The sequence below is a fragment of the Amycolatopsis thailandensis genome (assembly GCF_002234405.1).
Lineage (GTDB): Bacteria > Actinomycetota > Actinomycetes > Mycobacteriales > Pseudonocardiaceae > Amycolatopsis > Amycolatopsis thailandensis.
Genome location: NZ_NMQT01000038.1, coordinates 78809 through 96480, shown reverse-complemented (window position 1 = coordinate 96480; position 17672 = coordinate 78809). Strand labels below are relative to the sequence as shown.

General features: G+C 69.1%; 15 protein-coding genes. 7 read left to right on the top strand and 8 right to left on the bottom strand.

All coding sequences use genetic code 11. The features are described 5' to 3' along the window. Nucleotides 1-36: 36 nt before the first annotated feature. Nucleotides 37-582, top strand: coding sequence for a DUF4232 domain-containing protein (locus CFP71_RS12510; protein WP_093934016.1), 546 nt, complete (start codon nt 37-39; stop codon nt 580-582). A gap of 12 nt (nt 583-594) precedes the next feature. Here CFP71_RS12510 and CFP71_RS12505 read toward each other — a convergent pair whose 3' ends face one another. The 3 genes from CFP71_RS12505 to CFP71_RS12495 all read right to left on the bottom strand — a co-directional run bounded on the left by CFP71_RS12505 (nt 595) and on the right by CFP71_RS12495 (nt 3543). Continuing rightward, nucleotides 595-1686: a hypothetical protein gene (locus CFP71_RS12505; RefSeq protein ID WP_093934015.1), complete on the bottom strand. Its 1092-nt coding sequence runs from the start codon at nt 1684-1686 to the stop codon at nt 595-597. Nucleotides 1687-1753: 67 nt separating this feature from the next. Further along, entirely contained in the window at nt 1754-2191 is a 438-nt protein-coding gene (locus tag CFP71_RS12500) for a hypothetical protein (RefSeq protein ID WP_093934014.1), read from the bottom strand. 14 nt (nt 2192-2205) lie between these two features. Then, complete coding sequence (locus CFP71_RS12495; protein ID WP_093934013.1) at nt 2206-3543, bottom strand: LVIVD repeat-containing protein; 1338 nt, start codon at nt 3541-3543, stop codon at nt 2206-2208. 100 nt (nt 3544-3643) lie between these two features. Here CFP71_RS12495 and CFP71_RS12490 point away from each other — a divergent pair, with 100 nt between their 5' ends. After that, complete coding sequence (locus CFP71_RS12490) at nt 3644-5086, top strand: peptide ABC transporter substrate-binding protein (protein ID WP_093934012.1); 1443 nt, start codon at nt 3644-3646, stop codon at nt 5084-5086. Here the strand turns inward: CFP71_RS12490 and CFP71_RS12485 are convergent. Continuing rightward, nucleotides 5066-5965: a LysR family transcriptional regulator gene (locus CFP71_RS12485; RefSeq protein ID WP_093934011.1), complete on the bottom strand. Its 900-nt coding sequence runs from the start codon at nt 5963-5965 to the stop codon at nt 5066-5068. The two genes, CFP71_RS12490 and CFP71_RS12485, sit on opposite strands and share 21 nt — an antisense overlap. A gap of 71 nt (nt 5966-6036) precedes the next feature. On the opposite strand from CFP71_RS12485, the gene CFP71_RS12480 reads away from it, so the two are divergent. Beyond that, nucleotides 6037-7071: an SDR family oxidoreductase gene (locus CFP71_RS12480; protein WP_093934022.1), complete on the top strand. Its 1035-nt coding sequence runs from the start codon at nt 6037-6039 to the stop codon at nt 7069-7071. A gap of 193 nt (nt 7072-7264) precedes the next feature. Here CFP71_RS12480 and CFP71_RS12475 read toward each other — a convergent pair whose 3' ends face one another. Further along, entirely contained in the window at nt 7265-8005 is a 741-nt protein-coding gene (locus CFP71_RS12475) for an SDR family oxidoreductase (protein ID WP_093934010.1), read from the bottom strand. Between the two features lie 221 nt (nt 8006-8226). Here CFP71_RS12475 and CFP71_RS12470 point away from each other — a divergent pair, with 221 nt between their 5' ends. Both CFP71_RS12470 and CFP71_RS12465 read left to right on the top strand, forming a co-directional pair. Further along, the gene (locus CFP71_RS12470) at nt 8227-8634 is read left to right on the top strand and encodes a YegP family protein (protein ID WP_093934009.1); all 408 of its coding nucleotides are present in this window, start codon (nt 8227-8229) and stop codon (nt 8632-8634) included. Between the two features lie 156 nt (nt 8635-8790). Then, on the top strand, nt 8791-9891 hold the full coding sequence (locus tag CFP71_RS12465) for a substrate-binding domain-containing protein (RefSeq protein WP_093934008.1): 1101 nt from the start codon (nt 8791-8793) through the stop codon (nt 9889-9891). A gap of 61 nt (nt 9892-9952) precedes the next feature. Here the strand turns inward: CFP71_RS12465 and CFP71_RS12460 are convergent, their stop codons facing one another. The 3 genes from CFP71_RS12460 to CFP71_RS12450 all read right to left on the bottom strand — a co-directional run bounded on the left by CFP71_RS12460 (nt 9953) and on the right by CFP71_RS12450 (nt 15300). Continuing rightward, nucleotides 9953-11845: a S8 family serine peptidase gene (locus CFP71_RS12460; RefSeq protein ID WP_093934007.1), complete on the bottom strand. Its 1893-nt coding sequence runs from the start codon at nt 11843-11845 to the stop codon at nt 9953-9955. 234 nt (nt 11846-12079) lie between these two features. Next, on the bottom strand, nt 12080-12964 hold the full coding sequence (locus CFP71_RS12455; RefSeq protein ID WP_093934006.1) for a sortase: 885 nt from the start codon (nt 12962-12964) through the stop codon (nt 12080-12082). Continuing rightward, complete coding sequence (locus CFP71_RS12450; protein WP_093934005.1) at nt 12961-15300, bottom strand: hypothetical protein; 2340 nt, start codon at nt 15298-15300, stop codon at nt 12961-12963. Before CFP71_RS12450 ends, CFP71_RS12455 begins: the two co-directional genes overlap by 4 nt. 218 nt (nt 15301-15518) lie before the next feature. On the opposite strand from CFP71_RS12450, the gene pstC reads away from it, so the two are divergent. Together pstC and pstA are read left to right on the top strand one after the other, a co-directional pair. Beyond that, a complete protein-coding gene (gene pstC, locus CFP71_RS12445; protein WP_093934004.1) occupies nt 15519-16508 on the top strand; it encodes a phosphate ABC transporter permease subunit PstC in 990 nt (329 codons plus the stop codon). Beyond that, nucleotides 16505-17641, top strand: a complete 1137-nt coding sequence (gene pstA / locus CFP71_RS12440) for a phosphate ABC transporter permease PstA (protein WP_093934003.1) — start codon at nt 16505-16507, stop codon at nt 17639-17641. Before pstC ends, pstA begins: the two co-directional genes overlap by 4 nt. Nucleotides 17642-17672 lie beyond the last annotated feature (31 nt).

The following is a 17672-nucleotide window of genomic DNA, read 5'->3' as shown; positions in this document are numbered from 1 at the left end:
CTCTGGCAGGAGTTGCTCGCCTAGTACGGTTCAGCCGTGCTGGGAAAAGCGATCTTGACGTTGGCGGGGACGGCGCTGGTGGTGGCGGGGTGCACTACGCCCCCGCCACCACCGCCGCCGATCCCGGCCATCCACACACCGGAGCCGGGGACGGTCGAACCCGCGGGTTGTCTCGGCACCGGGGTGACGGTGAAGTCCGGGCCGGTCGAGGCCGCGCTCGGGCACCGCGCGGTCGTGCTCACGTTGACCAACTGCGGGACGGCGCCGCGCACGCTCACCGGCTATCCCGAAGTCCGCTTGCTGGACAAGGAAAAGCGGCAGATGGCCGTCGAGGTTGAGCACGGCACGTCGTATATGGCGATCGATCCCGGCGTCAGCCCGCAGACGGTGCGGCCCGGCGGGACGCTGCTGTCGGTGGTCTCGTGGTCGAACACGGTCACCGCGGGTTCGCCGGAGGCGGGCGCCTACGTGACCGTCGCGGCCGCCAAGGGCGACCCGGAGCAGCGGATCACGGTCGACACCGACCTCGGGACCACCGGCAAGCTGACGCTGACGGCTTGGAACGCCGAGCTCAAGCACTAGGGCCCTGCACGATCAGTGCGCCTTTCGATCTTGGGGGAAGCCTTCCACGGGAGTCACCAGCGTGAGCCAGCGCGGCCCGTAGCCGTCGAAGTACGGCATCGGGACGTGCGTGAGGATCAGGAACAACCCGGCCAGCGCGGCCACCTGCGGGAGCTTCAGTTCACGGCGGCCGAGCCAGAGCCACAGCACCACGAAGAAGTTGGTCACCAGCAGGAATCCCCAGCGAGCGTCGTCCCAGCCACCGAACGCGAGCAGCGCCGGTGCCGTGATCGCCGCGACGGGCACCGCCGCCGCGAGCGTCGGGCGGTGCAGGTAGAGGAAGCCGCCGGCCACCACGAGCAGGATCGGCGACAGGTACAGCAGCACATTGGTGATCGAGTACAGCTGCCAGCTCTCGGCCTGGGTGCGCCCGAACAGGTTCAGCGCGTCGACCCGGTAGCCGAAGTCCGCCGTGGACAGCTCTCGGCGGAGACCCTCGACGGCGCCAGTGCCGGCGGGAGGCAACGCGAGGATCACCGCACCGAGCAACGCGGCCGGAGCGAGCAGTGCGCACGCGCGCCGGAACGGCACCTTCCGCAGCAAGGCGAAACCGAACACCGGGAGCACCGTGAGCAGCGCGATCTCGTGCACCGTCACCGAAAGCGCCATCACCGCGCTCGCGGCCACCGGCCGGTTCCGGTGCACCGCCCACAGCGCGCCGGACAGCAGCAGGTACAGCACCTGGTCGAAGTAGCCGACCTCGTGGAACAGGTAGCCGCCGGTCGGCAGCAGGAGCCAGCCGATGATCAACCACCGCCGGCTTTCGGTGCGGCTGTTGAAGAAGGCGAGCGTCACGACCGCCAGCACCGCGCCGAGGACGGCGAAACTCGCGACCGCGAAGACCGCGTAGTCGTGCCCGAACGGCTTGAGGAACGTGCCGACGAGGAACCGCCGGTGGAAACCGTCGGTCAGGGACACGGCCTGCAGGGTCGCCGCCCATTCCCCCGGCAATCGGAATCCGGTGTATCCGGCGACGAGGACGGCGATCGCGAACAGCGCCGTGACGCTTCGCCGCGGCGTCGTCTCGGCGACGGGAGCCGGGGCTCGTTCCAGCAAGGTGGCCATGGCGCCAAGCTAGGAACGGATCATGCGGCTTCCGTGATGGTCGCTCGACAGTTCCGTCCCGGTTTTGTTACATGGTTGTCGAGGTCAGGAACGCCTTTTCGGAACCGGCGGATACGAACGCGGTCCGCGCCTTGCCGTTCGCGGGCAGTGCGCAGGAAAGCCACGAGACACCGGACGGCAGAAGTGCCTTGAGCCGCTCCGGCGCCGCCGGGGTACCGGCATGACATTCGTAGCCGCTCATCACCTTCGAAACGGCGTCGATACGCAGCTTCACCAAGGCGGACAACCGGTAGTCGGTCGGCCCGGGCGCCGCGACGCGGCCTTCGGAGGCGCCCATCTTCTCCTCGACCCAGGACGCTTCGACGATCTCGCCGACTTCCGGGAACGTCTCGGCGACCGGCGCCGGATCGGTGTGGACGGCCGCTTCTTCCGGCGGTGCCGGGTCACAGGCCGCGATCAGCATGACCGCGGCCGTGATCACCGACGTCTTCCCCATGGTGCGCATGGGGACATCTTGACTCAGGCGGTGAGCTTCAGGATGTCGATTCCGCGAGTGTTGTCGGCGACATAGACGTAACCCTTGTGCCAGTACGGCGCCCACGCGGAGGCGTCGGCCGGGCGGAAGTAGGCGATCTGCTTCGGGTCGGTCGGGTCGCTGACGTCGAGGAACCGCGTGCCTTGCGTGTAGAACGACTGCACGAGGACCTTGCCGCGGACGTCGAAGTAGTGCGCGGAGCAGTCGCCTGTCGTCGGGTCGCTGCCTTCCTGCCCGGCGACGCTCCAGGTGCCGACGGACTTGAGGCGGAACGGCTTCTCCGGCGTCGAACGCCAGCCTTCGCCGTTGTACGAGTTCTGCAACGACGAGATCGTCAGCACGCCGTCACCGACGCAACCGTCGAGGAAGCTCTCTTCGGTGGCGTAGATGAGGTCGCGGCCGCGCCAGCGGTTCGAGTCCGCGCCGTCGGCCGAACGGTGTCCCGACGGGTGGAAGCTGTTGTGCATGAACTTCGACGGCGCCGCCGTCTCCTCGATCCCGCCGCCCGCGTAGGGCACCGGGCTGAACGCGGTCGCGCGGCGGACCTTGCCCTGTACCGGATCGCGGTGATACCCGCTGGTCCAGTAGCCGCGGACACCACCACGGCCGGACACCCACGCCACACCCTCGTCGTCGACCTGGACGTCGTGCACGTAGTCGGTCTTGCCGTCGTTGCGCGCGAGTTCGATCGGGTCCGGGGCCGTCTTGGGGTTGCGCGGATCGCGGATGTCGGTCACCCAGATCGGGCGGCCGCCCCAGTCGGCGGGCTGGTTCGCGGCCTTGGCCGGACCGCCGGTCCACAGGTACCGGCAGTCGTCGACACAGCTGGTCGTGTGACCGGCGGGCACCTTGGTGTAGCTCAGGATGGCCGGCTTTTCCGGGTTCTTCAGGTCGATGATGTAGATGCCGGACTCGCCGGTCTGCGTGGTGCCGCCGTAGGCCCGCGGGTCGCGCGCGAGGAAGACGAGCTTGCGCTTGACGTCGACCTCGGTGTCCTCGGTCTCCCACAGGCCCGGCAGGCTGACCTCGCCGATCAGCTTCGGCGCGGCGGGGTTCTTGGTGAGGTCGTAGACCTTCAGGCCGAACTCGCCGGAAACCGCCATGACGTCGCGGTGGCCGTACTGGAGGAAGCCCATGGCGATGGCGCCCTGCGCGTCGGGCACGTTGCCGACGGCCTTGACGTTCTTCACCGCGCCGGGTGCGCCCGAGACCCGGACCTTCTCACTCGCCGGCTTGTCCTCCTCGCCGCACGCGGCGGCGGGCAGGCCGGTGGCGATCAGGGTCGCGGTGACCGTCGCGATCGCCAGGCTAGATCGGAGCAACCAGTTTCCTCGCACAGAAACCTCCCAGGCTGGTCACCCCACCCTATGATCACCACTTTGCCCGCACAACCGCCGATGGTCGGTGTGGGACTGCTATGACATGACCATGCGCTTGCGTCTTCTGGCCCCGCTCCTCGCCGCCGCCCTGATCGCGGCGGGCTGCTCGGAATCCGGCGAATCGCCCGCACCGGACGTTCTTCGTGTGGGCTTGCCCGCGCCGGCCTCGACCAACCCCGCGGACGTCCACGACGACGCGGGCAGGCTCGTCACGAGCGCGCTGTGGACACCGCTGGCGGACTACGATCCCGCGACCGGGAAGACGACACCGCGCGCGGCCGAGTCGATCAGCAGCGCCGACCGGACGACGTGGACGGTCAAGCTGAAGGACGGCGGGAAGTTCCACGACGGCACGCCCGTCACCGCGCAGTCCTATGTGGACACCTGGAAGGCGGTGGAACAAGAGGGCTGGCAGGGCTCGCGCGTGCTGAAAGGTCTGTTGCGGGCCAAGGAGATCACCGCGCCGGATCCGCTGACGATCCGGCTCGTCCTCGACCGGCCTTCCGGGCAGATCCCCGCCCTGCTTTCTTCCCCTGCCCTGGTCCCGCTGCCCGCTTCGGCCCTGGCCTCGCGCGACTGGGCCCGCTTCTTCTCCCTGCCTGTCGGCAACGGACCGTTCCGTCTGGAAGGCGGCTTCCAGCCCACGGGCGCCAAGCTGGTCCGGGTCGCCGACGCGCCGGGCAAGGCCCGCGTGATCGAACTGAAGATCGGCGACGCGACCGCGCTCTACGACGGCGTCAAGTCCGGGAAGCTCGACCTCTCCACCGTCGTCCCCGGCGAGCGGCACGACGCGATGCACGCCGATTTCGCGCAACGGCACGTGATGTGGGCGCTGCCGAACGTCTCCTACCTCGGGTTTCCCCTCACCGCGCCGCATTTCTCCGACGCGACCGTCCGGCACGGTTTCGCGCTCGGCGTCGATCGCGCCGCGCTGGAAGCCGGCGTCCTGGACAGGCAGGTGGACCCGGCGAAGTCACTGCTGCCGCCCGCCGTCGCGCCCGGCGAGCGCAGCAGCACCTGCCGTCCCTGCACGTTCGACGCCGGGGCGGGGAAGTCCCTGCTGACCCAGGCGGAGTTCCCGGCCGCACCGGTCCACTTCGGACAGTCACAGAGCCGCTGGCTGCGCCCGCTGGCGGAGCAGACCGCCAAGGCGGCCGGCGTCCCGCTCGCCCCGGAACCCGGCCAGGGCCCGTTCGCGATCGACCTGGATCTCGTGACGCCGAGCCCGCAGGAGGTGCTGACGAAGATCGTCGAGCTGACCGGGTATCAGAGCGACGGGTTCGCCGACCTGCTGAAATCGGCCGAGGAGACCGAAGCCGCCGACAGCGGCGAGGTCTACCGCCTGGTGGAGAACCAGCTGCTGCGCGATCTCCCGGTCGCGCCGCTGTGGTCCGGGCACGAGCACGCCGTCTGGGCCGAGCGGGTGGGCGAGGTGAAGGCGACGACGTTCGGGGGCGTCGACCTCTCAGCGGTGACCGTCCGGTAGCCCGAGTGTGCACTCTCCCGCGACGACGTCGATGAAGGCCGACGTCAGCGGGTCGGGCGTGCTCCGGCAGTAGGCGGCGAGGGTGCGCCGGATCGCCGGTTCGGGCCGCAGGACCCGGCCGTGGAAGCCCTGGGGCAGCACGTTGGCCGGGACCAGCGCGGGGCCGAGCCCCGCCGCCGCCAGCACCGGGGCGGCGGCGGTCTGTTCGGTCCGGACCGCGGCCCTCGGCTGGAATCCCGCCGCCGCGCAGGCCTGATCGACGAGATCGGCGAGGCCGTTGCCCGGCGCGTAATGCACCCAGGCGCAGCCGGAGAGACTCGCGAGGTCGACGACGCCGGTGCCGTCGTCCTCGCGCGGCCCGTCGATCGGCAGGACGACCACGAACTCCTCGGTGCCGAGTTCGCGGATCGGCCCCTCCCAGCCCGGTGGGACCGGCCCGACCGCGACGTCGGCCTCCCCCGCCGCCATGGCGTCCCGCAGTTCGTCCGCGTGCCGGAACTCCACCAAGCGGACGTCGACGTCCGGCCGCTCCCGGCGCCACACCCGCAACGCCGTGGGCAGGACGCCGATGCCGACCGAGTAGACCGTGGCGATCTGGAGCTCCCCGGCCTCCAGCCCGGACGCCTGCCGGGCCGCGCACCGCGCGCGTTCGGCGTCGGCGAGGGTGGCGCGGGCGTGCGGGAGCATGGCGCGCCCCATCGGCGTGAGCCGGACACTACGCGGGAGGCGTTCGAGCAGCGGGCCGCCGACGCCTTTCTCCAGCGCGCGCACCTGGTGCGACAGCGCGGGCTGCGTCACGTGCAGCAGCTCCGCCGCCCGGGTGAAGGAGCCGGTGTCGATGACGGTCACCAGGTATTCGAGCTGCCGCAGACTGGTCATGAAGAGAGTTTATCGCAGCGGTGATATCTATGCCTTGGACTTATCCGCGCGACGGGTCCAGGCTCGGTGACATGAACGAAGAACGCAAGGTCGCCCTGGTCGCCGGGGCCAACGGGGTCATCGGCAAGAACCTGATCGAATACCTGGAGACCCAGCCCGGCTGGCGGGTCATCGGCCTGTCTCGGCGCGGTGGTCCGGGTCAGATCGCCGTCGACCTGCTCGACGCGGACGACACCCGCGCGAAGCTCGGCGGCCTGGACGACGTCACACACGTGTTCTACGCGGCTTATGTCGACAAGCCGACCTGGGCCGAACTGGTCCCGCCGAACCTGGCGATGCTGACCAACCTGGTGGACGCGATCGAACCGGCCGCACCCGGTCTGCGCCACGTCAGCCTCATGCAGGGCTACAAGGTCTACGGCGCCCACCTCGGCCCGTTCAAGACCCCGGCGCGCGAAGACGACGCCGGGCACATGCCGCCCGAGTTCAATGTGGATCAGCAGCGATTCCTGGAACGCCGTCAGGCCGGGAAGGCCTGGACGTGGTCCGCGATCCGGCCGTCGGTGGTCGGCGGGACCGCGCTGGGCAACCCGATGAACCTCGCGCTGGCCATCGCGGTCTACGCGTCGATCTCGAAGGAGCTCGGCCTGCCGCTGCGTTTCCCCGGCAAACCCGGCGCGTACGACAGCCTGCTGGAGATGACCGACGCCGGCCTGCTGGCGAAGGCCACCGTCTGGGCCACCGGCTCGGAGAACGAGGCGTTCAACATCGCGAACGGCGACCTGTTCCGGTGGAGCGAGCTCTGGCCGAAGATCGCGCGCTACTTCGACCTGGAGGTGGCGCCGCCGCTGCCGATGTCGCTGGACGTCGTGATGGCGGACAAGGAAGAGCTGTGGGATTCCCTCTCGGCCAAGTACGGGCTGGAAGTGCCGTACAGCGCGGTCTCGTCGTCGTGGGGCTTCGCCGATTTCGTGTTCGGCTGGGAATACGACATGTTCGCGGACGGATCGAAGGCCCGGCGAGCCGGTTTCCACGAGTACGCCGAGACTTCGTCGATGCTCTTCCGGCTGTTCGACGAGTTCCGGAAGGCGAAGGTGATCCCGTGAGCCGCGTGGGATCGTGAGTCACGGACGTCGTGAAGGCCTCCTTGCCTACCTTGAAGGTAGTGAAGGAGGCCTTCACGGACTTGGCGATCGTGCGTCCGGGTACCGGCCGGGGAAAAGGGGCCTATCCTCTCATCGCACGGGCGGAAGGTCCCCTTCACCTCGGGCCTGGCGGGCCTGGGTCACCCAACCGCCTCTAACCCCGCCCGATGTACGGCATCGCGGTCGCCGTGACGGTCAGGAACTGCACGTTCGCGTCCAGCGGCAGCCCGGCCATGTACAGCACGGCGTCCGCGACGTGCCGGGCGTCGAAGGTCGGCTCGGCCTTGACGCTGCCGTCGGCCTGCGGGATGCCGTCCGCCATCTTCAGTGTCATCTCGGTGGCGGCGTTGCCGATGTCGATCTGTCCACAAGCGACGTTCCAGGCCCGGCCGTCGAGGGAGATCGACTTCGTCAGCCCGGTGACAGCGTGTTTCGTCGCGGTGTAGGCGACGGACGCGGGGCGCGGGGCGTGCGCGGAGATCGAGCCGTTGTTGACGATCCGGCCGCCGCGCGGGTCCTGCGCCTTCATCAGCCGCACGGCCTGCTGCGCGCACAGGAACATCCCGGTCAGGTTGGTGTCCACAGCGCGTTTCCAGTCCGCGAAGGACAGTTCGTCGACGGTCCCGCCCACCGAAACGCCCGCGTTGTTCACCAGGAGGTCCAGCCGCCCCCACTCCGCGCGCACCGCTTCGAACAACGCGGCGACGGAATCGGGGTCGGCGACGTCGGTGGGCACGGGAAGCGCTTTCGTGTCCCCGGCGGCGGTGTCGGCCAGCGCGTCCGCGCGGCGACCGGCGAGCGCGACCCGGTAACCGGCGCCGAGTAACGCGCGGGAGATCTCCCGGCCGAGCCCGGAACCCGCCCCGGTGACGACCGCGGTCCTGCCGTTGCCCATCGATCCTCCTCGCAGACCGTGCCGGACCGATCCGGCTCGGTGATTGTTTTCCGATTACCCGCGTCCGTTCAGGCTAGCGCGCCCGCGCCGGGGCAAAACGTTCACCCGGCGGCCGTCGCGCCTTAAGGAAAACCGGTAACCCCTTCACCACATCGAGGCGATTCACCGGATGTGCCCAGGGGGAATTCACACCGTTCACGCACTCGCCGGAGCGCTGAACGGTGAAGAAGAATCCACGCTTCCAGCTGGTCCAGACCGGTGACCAGACCATCCGATGGCGACTGCTCGGCGGCAACAACGTGTCGCTGGGTTCCGCTCCCGCCGACTATCCGCGTGCCGAGGAATGCCTTGTCGCGATCGCCTGGCTCAGCACGAACATTTCCGAGCTGACCAGCGATTTCAGCCACCTCAGCGGGGGCCGCTGGCGCTGGCGCCTGCATACGGACGACCGCGTCGTCGCGATCGCCACGCACGCCTACGGACGGCGTATCGAGGCGCAGCGCGGACTCGACCGATTTCGGTCGGCCACCACCGAGGCGGCCATCGGCGAAGGAATCGAGACAATAGCCGATTGGCGCCGGAAATACCGTCGCGATTCCGGCGGACATTCACCGAATCGTTCTCCGTGACGATCGATCACGGAAAGTTCGTTCCCCGGAGATTAACCACCATGACGTCGGGCGGGAACGCGCAGCACCGTCGCCGGACAGTGTTGCGGAGCGAGGATTGTGCCAAGTCACGGAATCCCGTGACGACTTGGGGACTAGAGAAAGAGTGCAAACAAGATGCGTGCTCGTACCACTCGGTTTCTCGGCGCCACCGCGATCGCCGCGTGTGCCTGCCTCACCCTGACCGGCACCGCTTCGGCGGTCGCCCCGGCCAACGGCCTCGAAGAGGTCATCGCCGCGGCGGGCTCGGACACCACCGTCGACATCACCGGCGCGATCCTGGCCAACGCCAACAGCGCGGCGGCGAAGGCCGCCTGGAACACCGACCCCGACAACTACGTCAACGTCCCGCCGGTGCTGGCCGCGGGCCAGACGTTCACCGTCCCGGCCGACCCGTTCGCCGACGAGGTCGTCTACGGCTCGAACCTCCCGGTCCCGAACGGCTCGTCGCAGGGCAAGGCCGCGCTGAAGGCTTCGGCCGAAGCGGGCGACGGCAAGATCGACATCGCGCGGTCGTCGTCGGCTCGCGGCTCGTCCGACCCGGCCAGCTTCGAGTACTTCGCGTTCGCCACCGACGGTGTCACCTGGTCGTCCTCGGCCACCGGTTCGGGCGCGGGCCTGACCCTGACGCTGGCGCAGCTGCGCGGCATCTACGACGGTTCCATCACCAACTGGAACCAGGTCGGCGGCGCCAACTCCCCCATCTCGGTCTACCTGCCGCAGACCGGTTCCGGCACGCTGAGCTTCTTCACCGGCACCGTCCTCGGCTTCGACCCGACCACCAAGCCGGTCACCATCAAGCGGTTCCAGGAGCACGACGGCAACTCCATCCCGGTCGCCGACCGCGCCAAGGCCATCGCGCCGTTCTCCATCGCGCAGTGGATCGCGCAGGGCAACGCGGTGACCGCCGACAAGCGCGCGGGCTTCACCGTCAACCCGCTGACCGGTGCCGGCTTCAACGGCTCCCCCGTCGCCGGTTCGGCAGGCAGCTACACCCCGGCGTTCACCACGGCCTTCCTGGGCTCGCGCAGCGTCTACAACATCGTCGACTCCCGCACCCCCAGCTACGACCAGGCCAAGCGCGCCATCGGCTTCGACGCCGGTGACTCGGCCTCGACCGCCAGCCCGCTGTGCGGTGGCCAGCTCGCCACCACGATCCAGCGGTACGGCTTCCTGACCGTGTCGGGCCCGAACGGCCTGTCCTGCGTCAAGTCCTGATCTCCGGAAACGGGAACGGCCCGGTGCGCGCGCACCGGGCCGTTTCCTTGGTGGAGACTGTTCACTTGGGGGCGACGCCCAGCGCGGCGAGCGCCGGGTCGGTCATGATCACGCCTGCCCCGGTGACCGGGTCGAAGCCCGGGGCGCCGAGGTCGATCGCGGTCGAGGTCAGCGCGTTCCGGATCTCCGCCGGGGTGGCGGCCGGTTTGCCCTGCTTCAGCAGCGCGGCGATGGCGGCGGCGCTCGGCGCGGCGGCCGAGGTCCCGAAGAACGGCTGGAAGCCGGTCACCGAGGTCGCGACACCGTCGGCCGCGGTGATGTCCGGCTTGTTCCGGATCGCGCCGCCGGTCGAGGACACGTTGCCGGGGGTGATCACCGAGCCGTCGGCGTTGTAGAACTGCTTGCGGCGACCGTCCGAAGTGAACCGCTCCCACTTGCTGGTGGCGGAGAACAGACCCGGGAACGGACCGGCCGGGTTGGCCGGGTCGCCGGTCTCGAGCGCGCGGCCGAAGGCACCGGCGGCCGGGGCGGCCGCGACGCTGAAGGCGTTGGCGGCGGCCGAGTGGCCGGAGGTGACACCGTTGGTGCTGAAGGCTTTCAGCGAACCGGAGGTGACGAAGCGGCCGCGGATCACGTTGAGCGCGATGAACCGGTCGGAGCCGCTGTACTTGACCACGGCCACCTTGAAGCCCGTGCCGCTGGCCGGGACCTGGGCGATCTCGTACGGGTTCTGGCTGCCGTTCTGCGCGTTCTCGCTGGAGGCGACGACCGAACCGGACGAGTTCAGGACGAACAGGTCGTAGTCGCTGGTGGCCTTGCCCCACGGGTCGGACCAGAACAGGGTGACGTAGCGGCCGACCGAGTTCGGCGAAAGCGCGTTGTACAGCTGGGTGGTGCCGCTCGGGTCGAAGTCGTGCGGCGTCCCGGTGATCCCGGAGATCTTGCTGGTGGAGCCGCGGAAGTCGCCCTCGTAGTAGCCGCTGGTGCCGTCGGTCAGGTTGCCCGAGTTCCCCGCGGAGGAGAAGTAGAGCACGCCCGCCGCGGTCACGTCGTTGACGGCCTGCGCGACCGGGCCGTCCTGGAACGGCGACTCGTCGAAGTAGGACACGTCGTCGACGATGATCGTGCACTTTCCGGTGGTCCGGAGCGCGCGGATGTTGTCGGCGAAGCTCTGCTCGCTGGTGAAGGCGGTCGCGAAACCGAGCGTGGCGCCGGGCGCCATGTCGTGGATGATCTCCAGCATCGCGGTGCCCTCGTCACCGCTGCCCGCCTGACCGGGGAGGACGTCGACGGCGGGGAGCTCGCCGGCGGTCTGGGACGCCTGGAGCGACTTGACGCCGTCCGAGAGCACGCAGACCTTCTGTCCGGTGCCGTTGACGCCGTACTTGGTGCGGGCGGTGTCGTTGCCGTGCGCCTTGTCGCCCTCGGCGACCTGCAGCGCGGCGGCGGCCTTCTTGGCGGCGGCCTGGCGACGGTCCTGCGGAGCGGACTCGTTCCAGGTCATCGCCTGGGAGGCGGCCCTGACCTCGGCGACGTCCCCGCGGCCGGCGATCGAGTCGACGGCGGCCAGCGGCAGGTCGGCGCGGATCGCGCCGGTGGGCGAGGCGTAACGGACGCTGCCGCCCGCCGCCTTGACGGCGTCCACCAGCGACTGTCCGGCGCCCTTGATGTCCACCGCGACGGTGCCGGCGTCGCTGACACCCAGCCCGGTCCGGTACTCGGGCAGCTTGCCGGCCAGGCCCTTGTCGGCGCGCAGGCGCTTTTCGACGACGAGCTGACTCGACTGCTTGCGCTCGGCCGGGGTGAGGCTGTTCTTGATGCTCTGCAGGGCGGAAATCCCGGTCTGCGTGCGCACCTCCTCCGACGGCTGGGCACCCGAAACCGCGGTCGACAGCAGCAAAGCGCCGACCGCGACCGGAACCGAGCATGTGACCACTCGGCTGAATCTGCTCATCGAACTCTCCCTGTTTTGCGGCAACTCAGCGCGCTCCGGCTAAAGCGCACTGACGGCGTGACGCCCCGTCACAAGAATCCCTTCGGTTGCCCGAATGAATTACCCCTGACCGGGTGTAATGGGGAGAATCTAAAGAGCGATCGGTGACGAGTCCACCCACCAAAGTCTGGAACGGGCGAAGATCCACAACGTGAGAACAGGGCAAGTCCGAAAAGACCGAAATCCCTTTCGGATTCAGGCCCAGGCCGGGAACAATCGCCAAAGCGCCAAGGCCGCGAGCGCACCCATCGTGAGCAGCACCGGTCCGGTGATGACGTAGGTCGAAACCGGACGCCACCGGCGATAAAGGAATGTCGCCCCGGCCGCCGCCGCCACGAAACCACCGAAGGCCAGCACCAATCCGGCCCACGCGGCCGTGTCCCCGGTCCGGCCGTCCTGCGCGTCCGCCCGGCCGTTCTGCGGGGCGGGCCGGAAGGGCCTCCCCTCCAGGGTCGCGGTCACCACCGTCGCCTCGTCCGAGGCCAGCGGCCACCACGACGCCGACGTCACCAAGGTCAGCCGGTCGTTCTGGGTCTTGCCGTAGTCGGTGCCCTCGTCCAGCGGCCTGGTCGCCGTCTCCGTCACCCGGTAGACGGACTTGCCCTGCGTCGTCGCGACGACGATCTCGTCACCCGGGCGCAGGGCGCCGAGCGCGCCGAACGGGCCGCCGTAGCCGGCGTTACGACCGGCGATCACGGCGTTGCCCGGCTGGCCGAGCCCGGCCGTTCCCGGTACGTGCCCCGGCCCGGACGCGGTCTCGCCGCTCGAAGCACCTTCGATGACGACCTGCTGCACCTTGAGCACGGGGATCTCCAGGACGGCCACCGGCTTGCCGAACTCGGCCGGTTTGACCGGCGGCGCGGCCCCGAACAGGCTCTGGCTCGCGCCCAGCGCCACGCCGATCTCGCCCCGGATCTCGGTCAGCGCCTTCCGCTGATCGCCCGATTGCAGCATCGGGCCCAGCGCGTAGACGACCAGCGCCAGCGCCACCAGCGTGGTGACCAGCCAGGCGAACACGACCGCGCCGATCCACCCGGGACCGAACCGCAGGAACTGCTTCTCTTCGGCCTCGACGCTCACGCCACGCCACCCGACGGCTTACGGCGGAGAAGACCCAGAAGCACCGCGATCGCCCTGGTCAGCCACGCCGGCACCGGCCGCCCGGCCGAGACGTACGCCGTCGCGGACGGAAGGATCGCCAGGATCACCAGCGCCACCAAGGGAATCAGGGCGCCGAGCGCACCGGCACCGGCGAATTTCGGGATGTCGATGGACTCGGCGAGGTTCTTGGCCGCCGCCACGCTTTCCGGGGTCGGGGCGACCGCGGGAACCGGTCCGACGGCGGCCGTCACCGGCGTCCCGGCCGAAGAACCCTGCCCACCGGAAGGCCCGCCCAGGGACGGAGTGGAAGCGGGCGTGACACCGTTCGCTCCCGGCGGAGGCGGGTTCTTCGCCTCTTCCTTCTCCTGGCAGGCCTTTTCGACCGTGCCGGTGCCGATCTTGGCGATCCGCTCGGCGGCGGTGGCGGCCAGGCCGGGGTTCAACCGGACCATCCCGGGCGGAAGCAGCGCTTGCCCGTAGCCCGCCGCGAGACCGGCGAACGACTTCAGCTGATCCTGCTTCTCCTTCATCGGCTTGCAGTTCGCGTCGATCAACGGGTTGACCGGGACGGCCATGTACTCGACGAAGGTGACCGGGTACGCGCCGTCCTTGGCGACGGCGCCGGTCTCGGCCGTTCCGTCGGCGCCGATCTTCATCGCGTCGACCGCCGTCTGAAGGCTCTGTTCGGTCGGCGCGACGAAGTTCCCCTTGCCGTCCGGGAGCGCCACCGGCGTCCAGCGGTTGATCGTCGCCGTCGCGAGATCGGTGATCACCCAGTTCACACAGCCGCCGTCGCAGTCCGAGCCGCGTCCGGCGACGGCGTTGTCCACGGTCTTGCGCACCGACAGCTGGCCGGTCTTCGCGTCGACGTTGTTCACCCGCGACCGACCCGGATCGAGCACGCTCAGATCGGAGATCACCCCGGGGGACTTCCCGTTCAGCTCACCGAAATAGTCGTCGCCGAGCGCCGGGAACACCCATTCCTTCGGCGCTGTCCCGGCGAGCAGCCTGCTCAAGGTGAGCGGGACCGTCCCCGGTCCCGATTCCCCGGTCACCCCGAAGAAGTCCGCGCTTCCGTTGTAGCCGGAACGCCGGTTCGCCGCGACCACCCCGGCGGGCTGACCGTCCTTGATGGCCGAGAGCCCGGCATTGCGGCCGACCAGCGGGGATCCGGTCTTGAAGATGCCGCCCCGGCCGCCCGCGTCGGGGTTCTGCCCGCCCTTGGTGAGCATGTTCGCGAGCTCGGCGTTGGTGAACGCCATCGTGCCGGCGAGCTTCGCGCCCAGAGGGTTTCCCTCGTCGTTGACGTCGGTCGGGGACCAGCCGACCGCGGCGATCACCGCCGCGTTGATCCCGACGGGGACGTATTCCCTCGCCCGGACGGTCTGCGCGGCCAGCGCGCTCCCGCTGCCGGTGATCATGAGATCCGAGGCGCCCTTGTCGAACGCGGTCAGCCCGGTCTCTTCGGTCTCGCTCACGATGTTGGTGGGCTGGTCCGCCTTGGTGGGAGCGCACAGCGCCTGGTTCCAGGCGACCGCGGTCCGCCCGAGCCGTTCCGGCATGCTGGCGTCGAGCGTGTTCCTGCCGATCCCCTTGCAGCCCTTGACCCCGATCCCCGGCGGATACGGGCTGAACTTGATCGAGTCGTCGACCCAGGTCACCGTCTTCCCCGTCGCGTCCTGGGCGGTGATCTGGATCGTGACGCTGCACGGATTGTTCTCGTCGCAGGTGAAGGAGAATTGCCGCCTGGTCTTCGCGCCGGTCGCCGGATCGACGACCGCGGGATTGTCGGCCCACGGGACCTTGGGGAATTTGTCCCCGGGATTCACCGCTTTCTCATAAGTGGTGTAGAGCGGATCCCAGGCGACGGCGTGCGGCCGCAAAGTACCGCGCGGGATCGTGGTGTCGAAGACGATGTCGCCGGTCGTGCTGCTCCGCACTCGCTCCATCGACTGCATGCCCGCGTTCTTGCCCGCGAATTCGTCGCCGAACTCGTCCTGACAGTAGGACTGCACCCTGGTGAGCACCGTGCTGTCCTTGTTCCACGGCGGAACATAGACCTTCTTCATCAAATTGTCCGGCACGTCTTTCGGGCAGATGACGAGCTTCGCCCGCGCGCCCTTGGGCAATCCCGAAAGCGTGATCCGCAGCGGGTCGCCGTTCTGGACCGCCGAAAGGTCGGCGGGTTCGGTCTTGAGCCGGTACGCCGGATCGGCGGCGGCCTGTGCCTGCGCGGCGGGAACGGACACGCCGGCGACGGCCAGTATCCCGCAGATCAGCACGATCCCGACTCGTCTCGCCCGGACCAGGACCATGGACGACTCCCCAGATTTCACGCGACCCAACGTCCCCGAGTCACCCGTTCGGGGTCAACGGGCCGGGGCCGTCCGCCCGCACTGATTCACAAACGCCCCGTCGGGCGTTCTCCGTGTGGACACCTTCACCGGCCACGGGCACCACATACTGGCCGCATCGAGGGGCGACGTGGTGTGCCCTGAACTCCTTTACTTGCCAACACGAAGAAAGGCCGCTCGTGACCATCGCGCCACCCCGGCCCGACCCGTCCCCACCCGGGGCCCCGGTGCGGCGGGCGATCACCGAAGTCCTGTCGCGGGCCGACCGCGCGTTCCGCCGGGTCACCACCGGGGCCGGGCTGACCATGCTGGCGATCCTCGTGGTCATCGGCTTCTTCCTCGTCTACCGGTCCGGGCCGGCGTTCGACACGAGCGGTTTCGGCTTCTTCACCACCATCCGGTTCGATCCGGCCTCGGGTGTGCTCGGTGTGCTCGGCCTGCTCTACGGGACGATCGTGGTCGCGCTGATCGCGGTCCTGATCGCGGTCCCGCTGAGCATCCTGGCCGCGCTGTTCATCACCGAGTACTCCAGCGGGAGGATCCGCGGCTTCCTGACCGGGCTGGTCGACCTGCTCGCCGCGATCCCGAGCCTGCTCTACGGCCTGTGGGGGTTCGCCTTCCTCGGCCCCCAGATCGTGCCGATCTCGTTGTGGCTGACCGAAAACCTGGGCTGGTTCCCGCCGTTCTCGTCGAAGGAGAACGCGCTGTACATCCAGTCGATGTTCATCGCGGGCCTGGTGGTCTCGCTGATGGTCCTCCCGATCACGACGTCGGTGATCCGCGAGGTGTTCGCGCAGACCCCTCCCGGCGAGAAGGAGGCGGCACTCGCGCTGGGCAGCACGCGCTGGGGGATGGTCAAGACCGTCATGCTGCCGTTCGGGCGGGGCGGGATCATCGGCGGTTCGATGCTCGGGCTCGGCCGCGCGCTCGGTGAGACGATCGCCGTTTCCCTGCTGCTGCCGCAGGTTCCGGAGATCACGAAGCACGTGCTCCAGTTCGGCGGCGCGACGATCTCCGGGTTCATCGCCAACAACGCCGGCGCGTCCGGGCTCGCGCTGTCCGGGCTGATGGCCGCGGGCCTGGTGCTGTTCGTCTTCACGCTGGCGACGAACTTCACCGCGTCGGTGATCATCTCCAAGAGCCGTTCGGGCGCGGGGGTGGACGCGTGACCACGACACTGACTCCCCCTGTCGCGCCCGCCCCGCGCAAGCTCGTCAAACGGCGGCCGTCGGAGACCACCAGACAGGACCGGTTCGCGGCGTTCGGCTGCGCGGTGTCGGCCACGCTGCTCACCTGGTTCGTCATGCATCTGCTACTGGACTCCCCCGGCTGGCTGGCCGACCTGATCGTCGCGTACCTCCTCTATCTGACGATGCTCTACCTGGTCACCCGCGACAGGCTGGGCAAGCTCGCGGCGTCGGACCGGCTCGTTTCCACCGTGGTCGTGACCGGGGCGCTCGTCCTGCTCGCCCCGTTGCTGTCGCTGCTGCTCTACATCGTCGTCGAAGGCGCGCCGTATCTGCGCCTGGGCTTCTTCACCCACGACATGTCCACGGTCGCGCCGACCGATCCGGTGACCGAGACCGGCGGTCTGCACGCGGTGATCGGTACTCTCGAACAGACCGCGCTGACCCTGATCCTCGTGGTCCCGCTGGGCGTGCTCACCGCGGTGTTCCTGAACGAGACCCGGTCGAGGTTCCGGCGTCCGGTGCGGATCATGGTCGACGCGATGAGCGGGCTTCCGTCCATTGTGGCCGGTCTGTTCGTGTACGCCGCCCTGATCATCCCCGGTATCCAGGCAGGCGTGGGCTTGTTCAGCTACAACGGGTTGATGGCCACCTTGGCGTTGACGATGGTCATGCTGCCGACCGTGACGCGGACCGTGGACGTGGTGCTCCGTCTCGTCCCGGACGGCCTGCGCGAGGCGTCGCTGGCGCTGGGAGCGAGCCGGGCCCGGACGGTGTGGTCCGTGGTGCTGCCGACAGCGCGCACCGGGGTGACGACCGCCGTGATCCTCGGGATCGCCCGGGTGGCGGGCGAAACCGCGCCGCTGCTGTTCACCTCGTTCGGCGCGCTCGGGATGAACGCCAACCCGTTCTCCGATCCGCAGGAGAGCATCCCGCTGTTCATCTACCGCTTCATCAAACAGCCGCTGGAGAACGTGCAGCAGCGCGGCTATGTCGGCGCGCTCGTGCTGATCCTGCTCATCTTCGGTCTGTTCGCGATCGCCAGGGTGGTGGGCCGCGACCGGTCGAAGCGGAAGGCCAAGAAGACCACCGTGAAGACACAGGAGAACCGGTGACCGACACTGAAGTGTCCTACGTGGACAGTCC

Bases quoted from the DNA above. Each gene is read 5' to 3' on its own strand.
- CFP71_RS12505 (WP_093934015.1), bottom strand. From the start codon at position 1,686: ATGGCCACCTTGCTGGAACGAGCCCCGGCTCCCGTCGCCGAGACGACG.
- CFP71_RS12500 (WP_093934014.1), bottom strand. From the start codon at position 2,191: ATGCGCACCATGGGGAAGACGTCGGTGATCACGGCCGCGGTCATGCTG.
- CFP71_RS12490 (WP_093934012.1), top strand. From the start codon at position 3,644: ATGACCATGCGCTTGCGTCTTCTGGCCCCGCTCCTCGCCGCCGCCCTG.
- CFP71_RS12485 (WP_093934011.1), bottom strand. From the start codon at position 5,965: ATGACCAGTCTGCGGCAGCTCGAATACCTGGTGACCGTCATCGACACC.
- CFP71_RS12480 (WP_093934022.1), top strand. From the start codon at position 6,037: ATGAACGAAGAACGCAAGGTCGCCCTGGTCGCCGGGGCCAACGGGGTC.
- CFP71_RS12475 (WP_093934010.1), bottom strand. From the start codon at position 8,005: ATGGGCAACGGCAGGACCGCGGTCGTCACCGGGGCGGGTTCCGGGCTC.
- CFP71_RS12465 (WP_093934008.1), top strand. From the start codon at position 8,791: ATGCGTGCTCGTACCACTCGGTTTCTCGGCGCCACCGCGATCGCCGCG.
- CFP71_RS12460 (WP_093934007.1), bottom strand. From the start codon at position 11,845: ATGAGCAGATTCAGCCGAGTGGTCACATGCTCGGTTCCGGTCGCGGTC.
- CFP71_RS12450 (WP_093934005.1), bottom strand. From the start codon at position 15,300: ATGGTCCTGGTCCGGGCGAGACGAGTCGGGATCGTGCTGATCTGCGGG.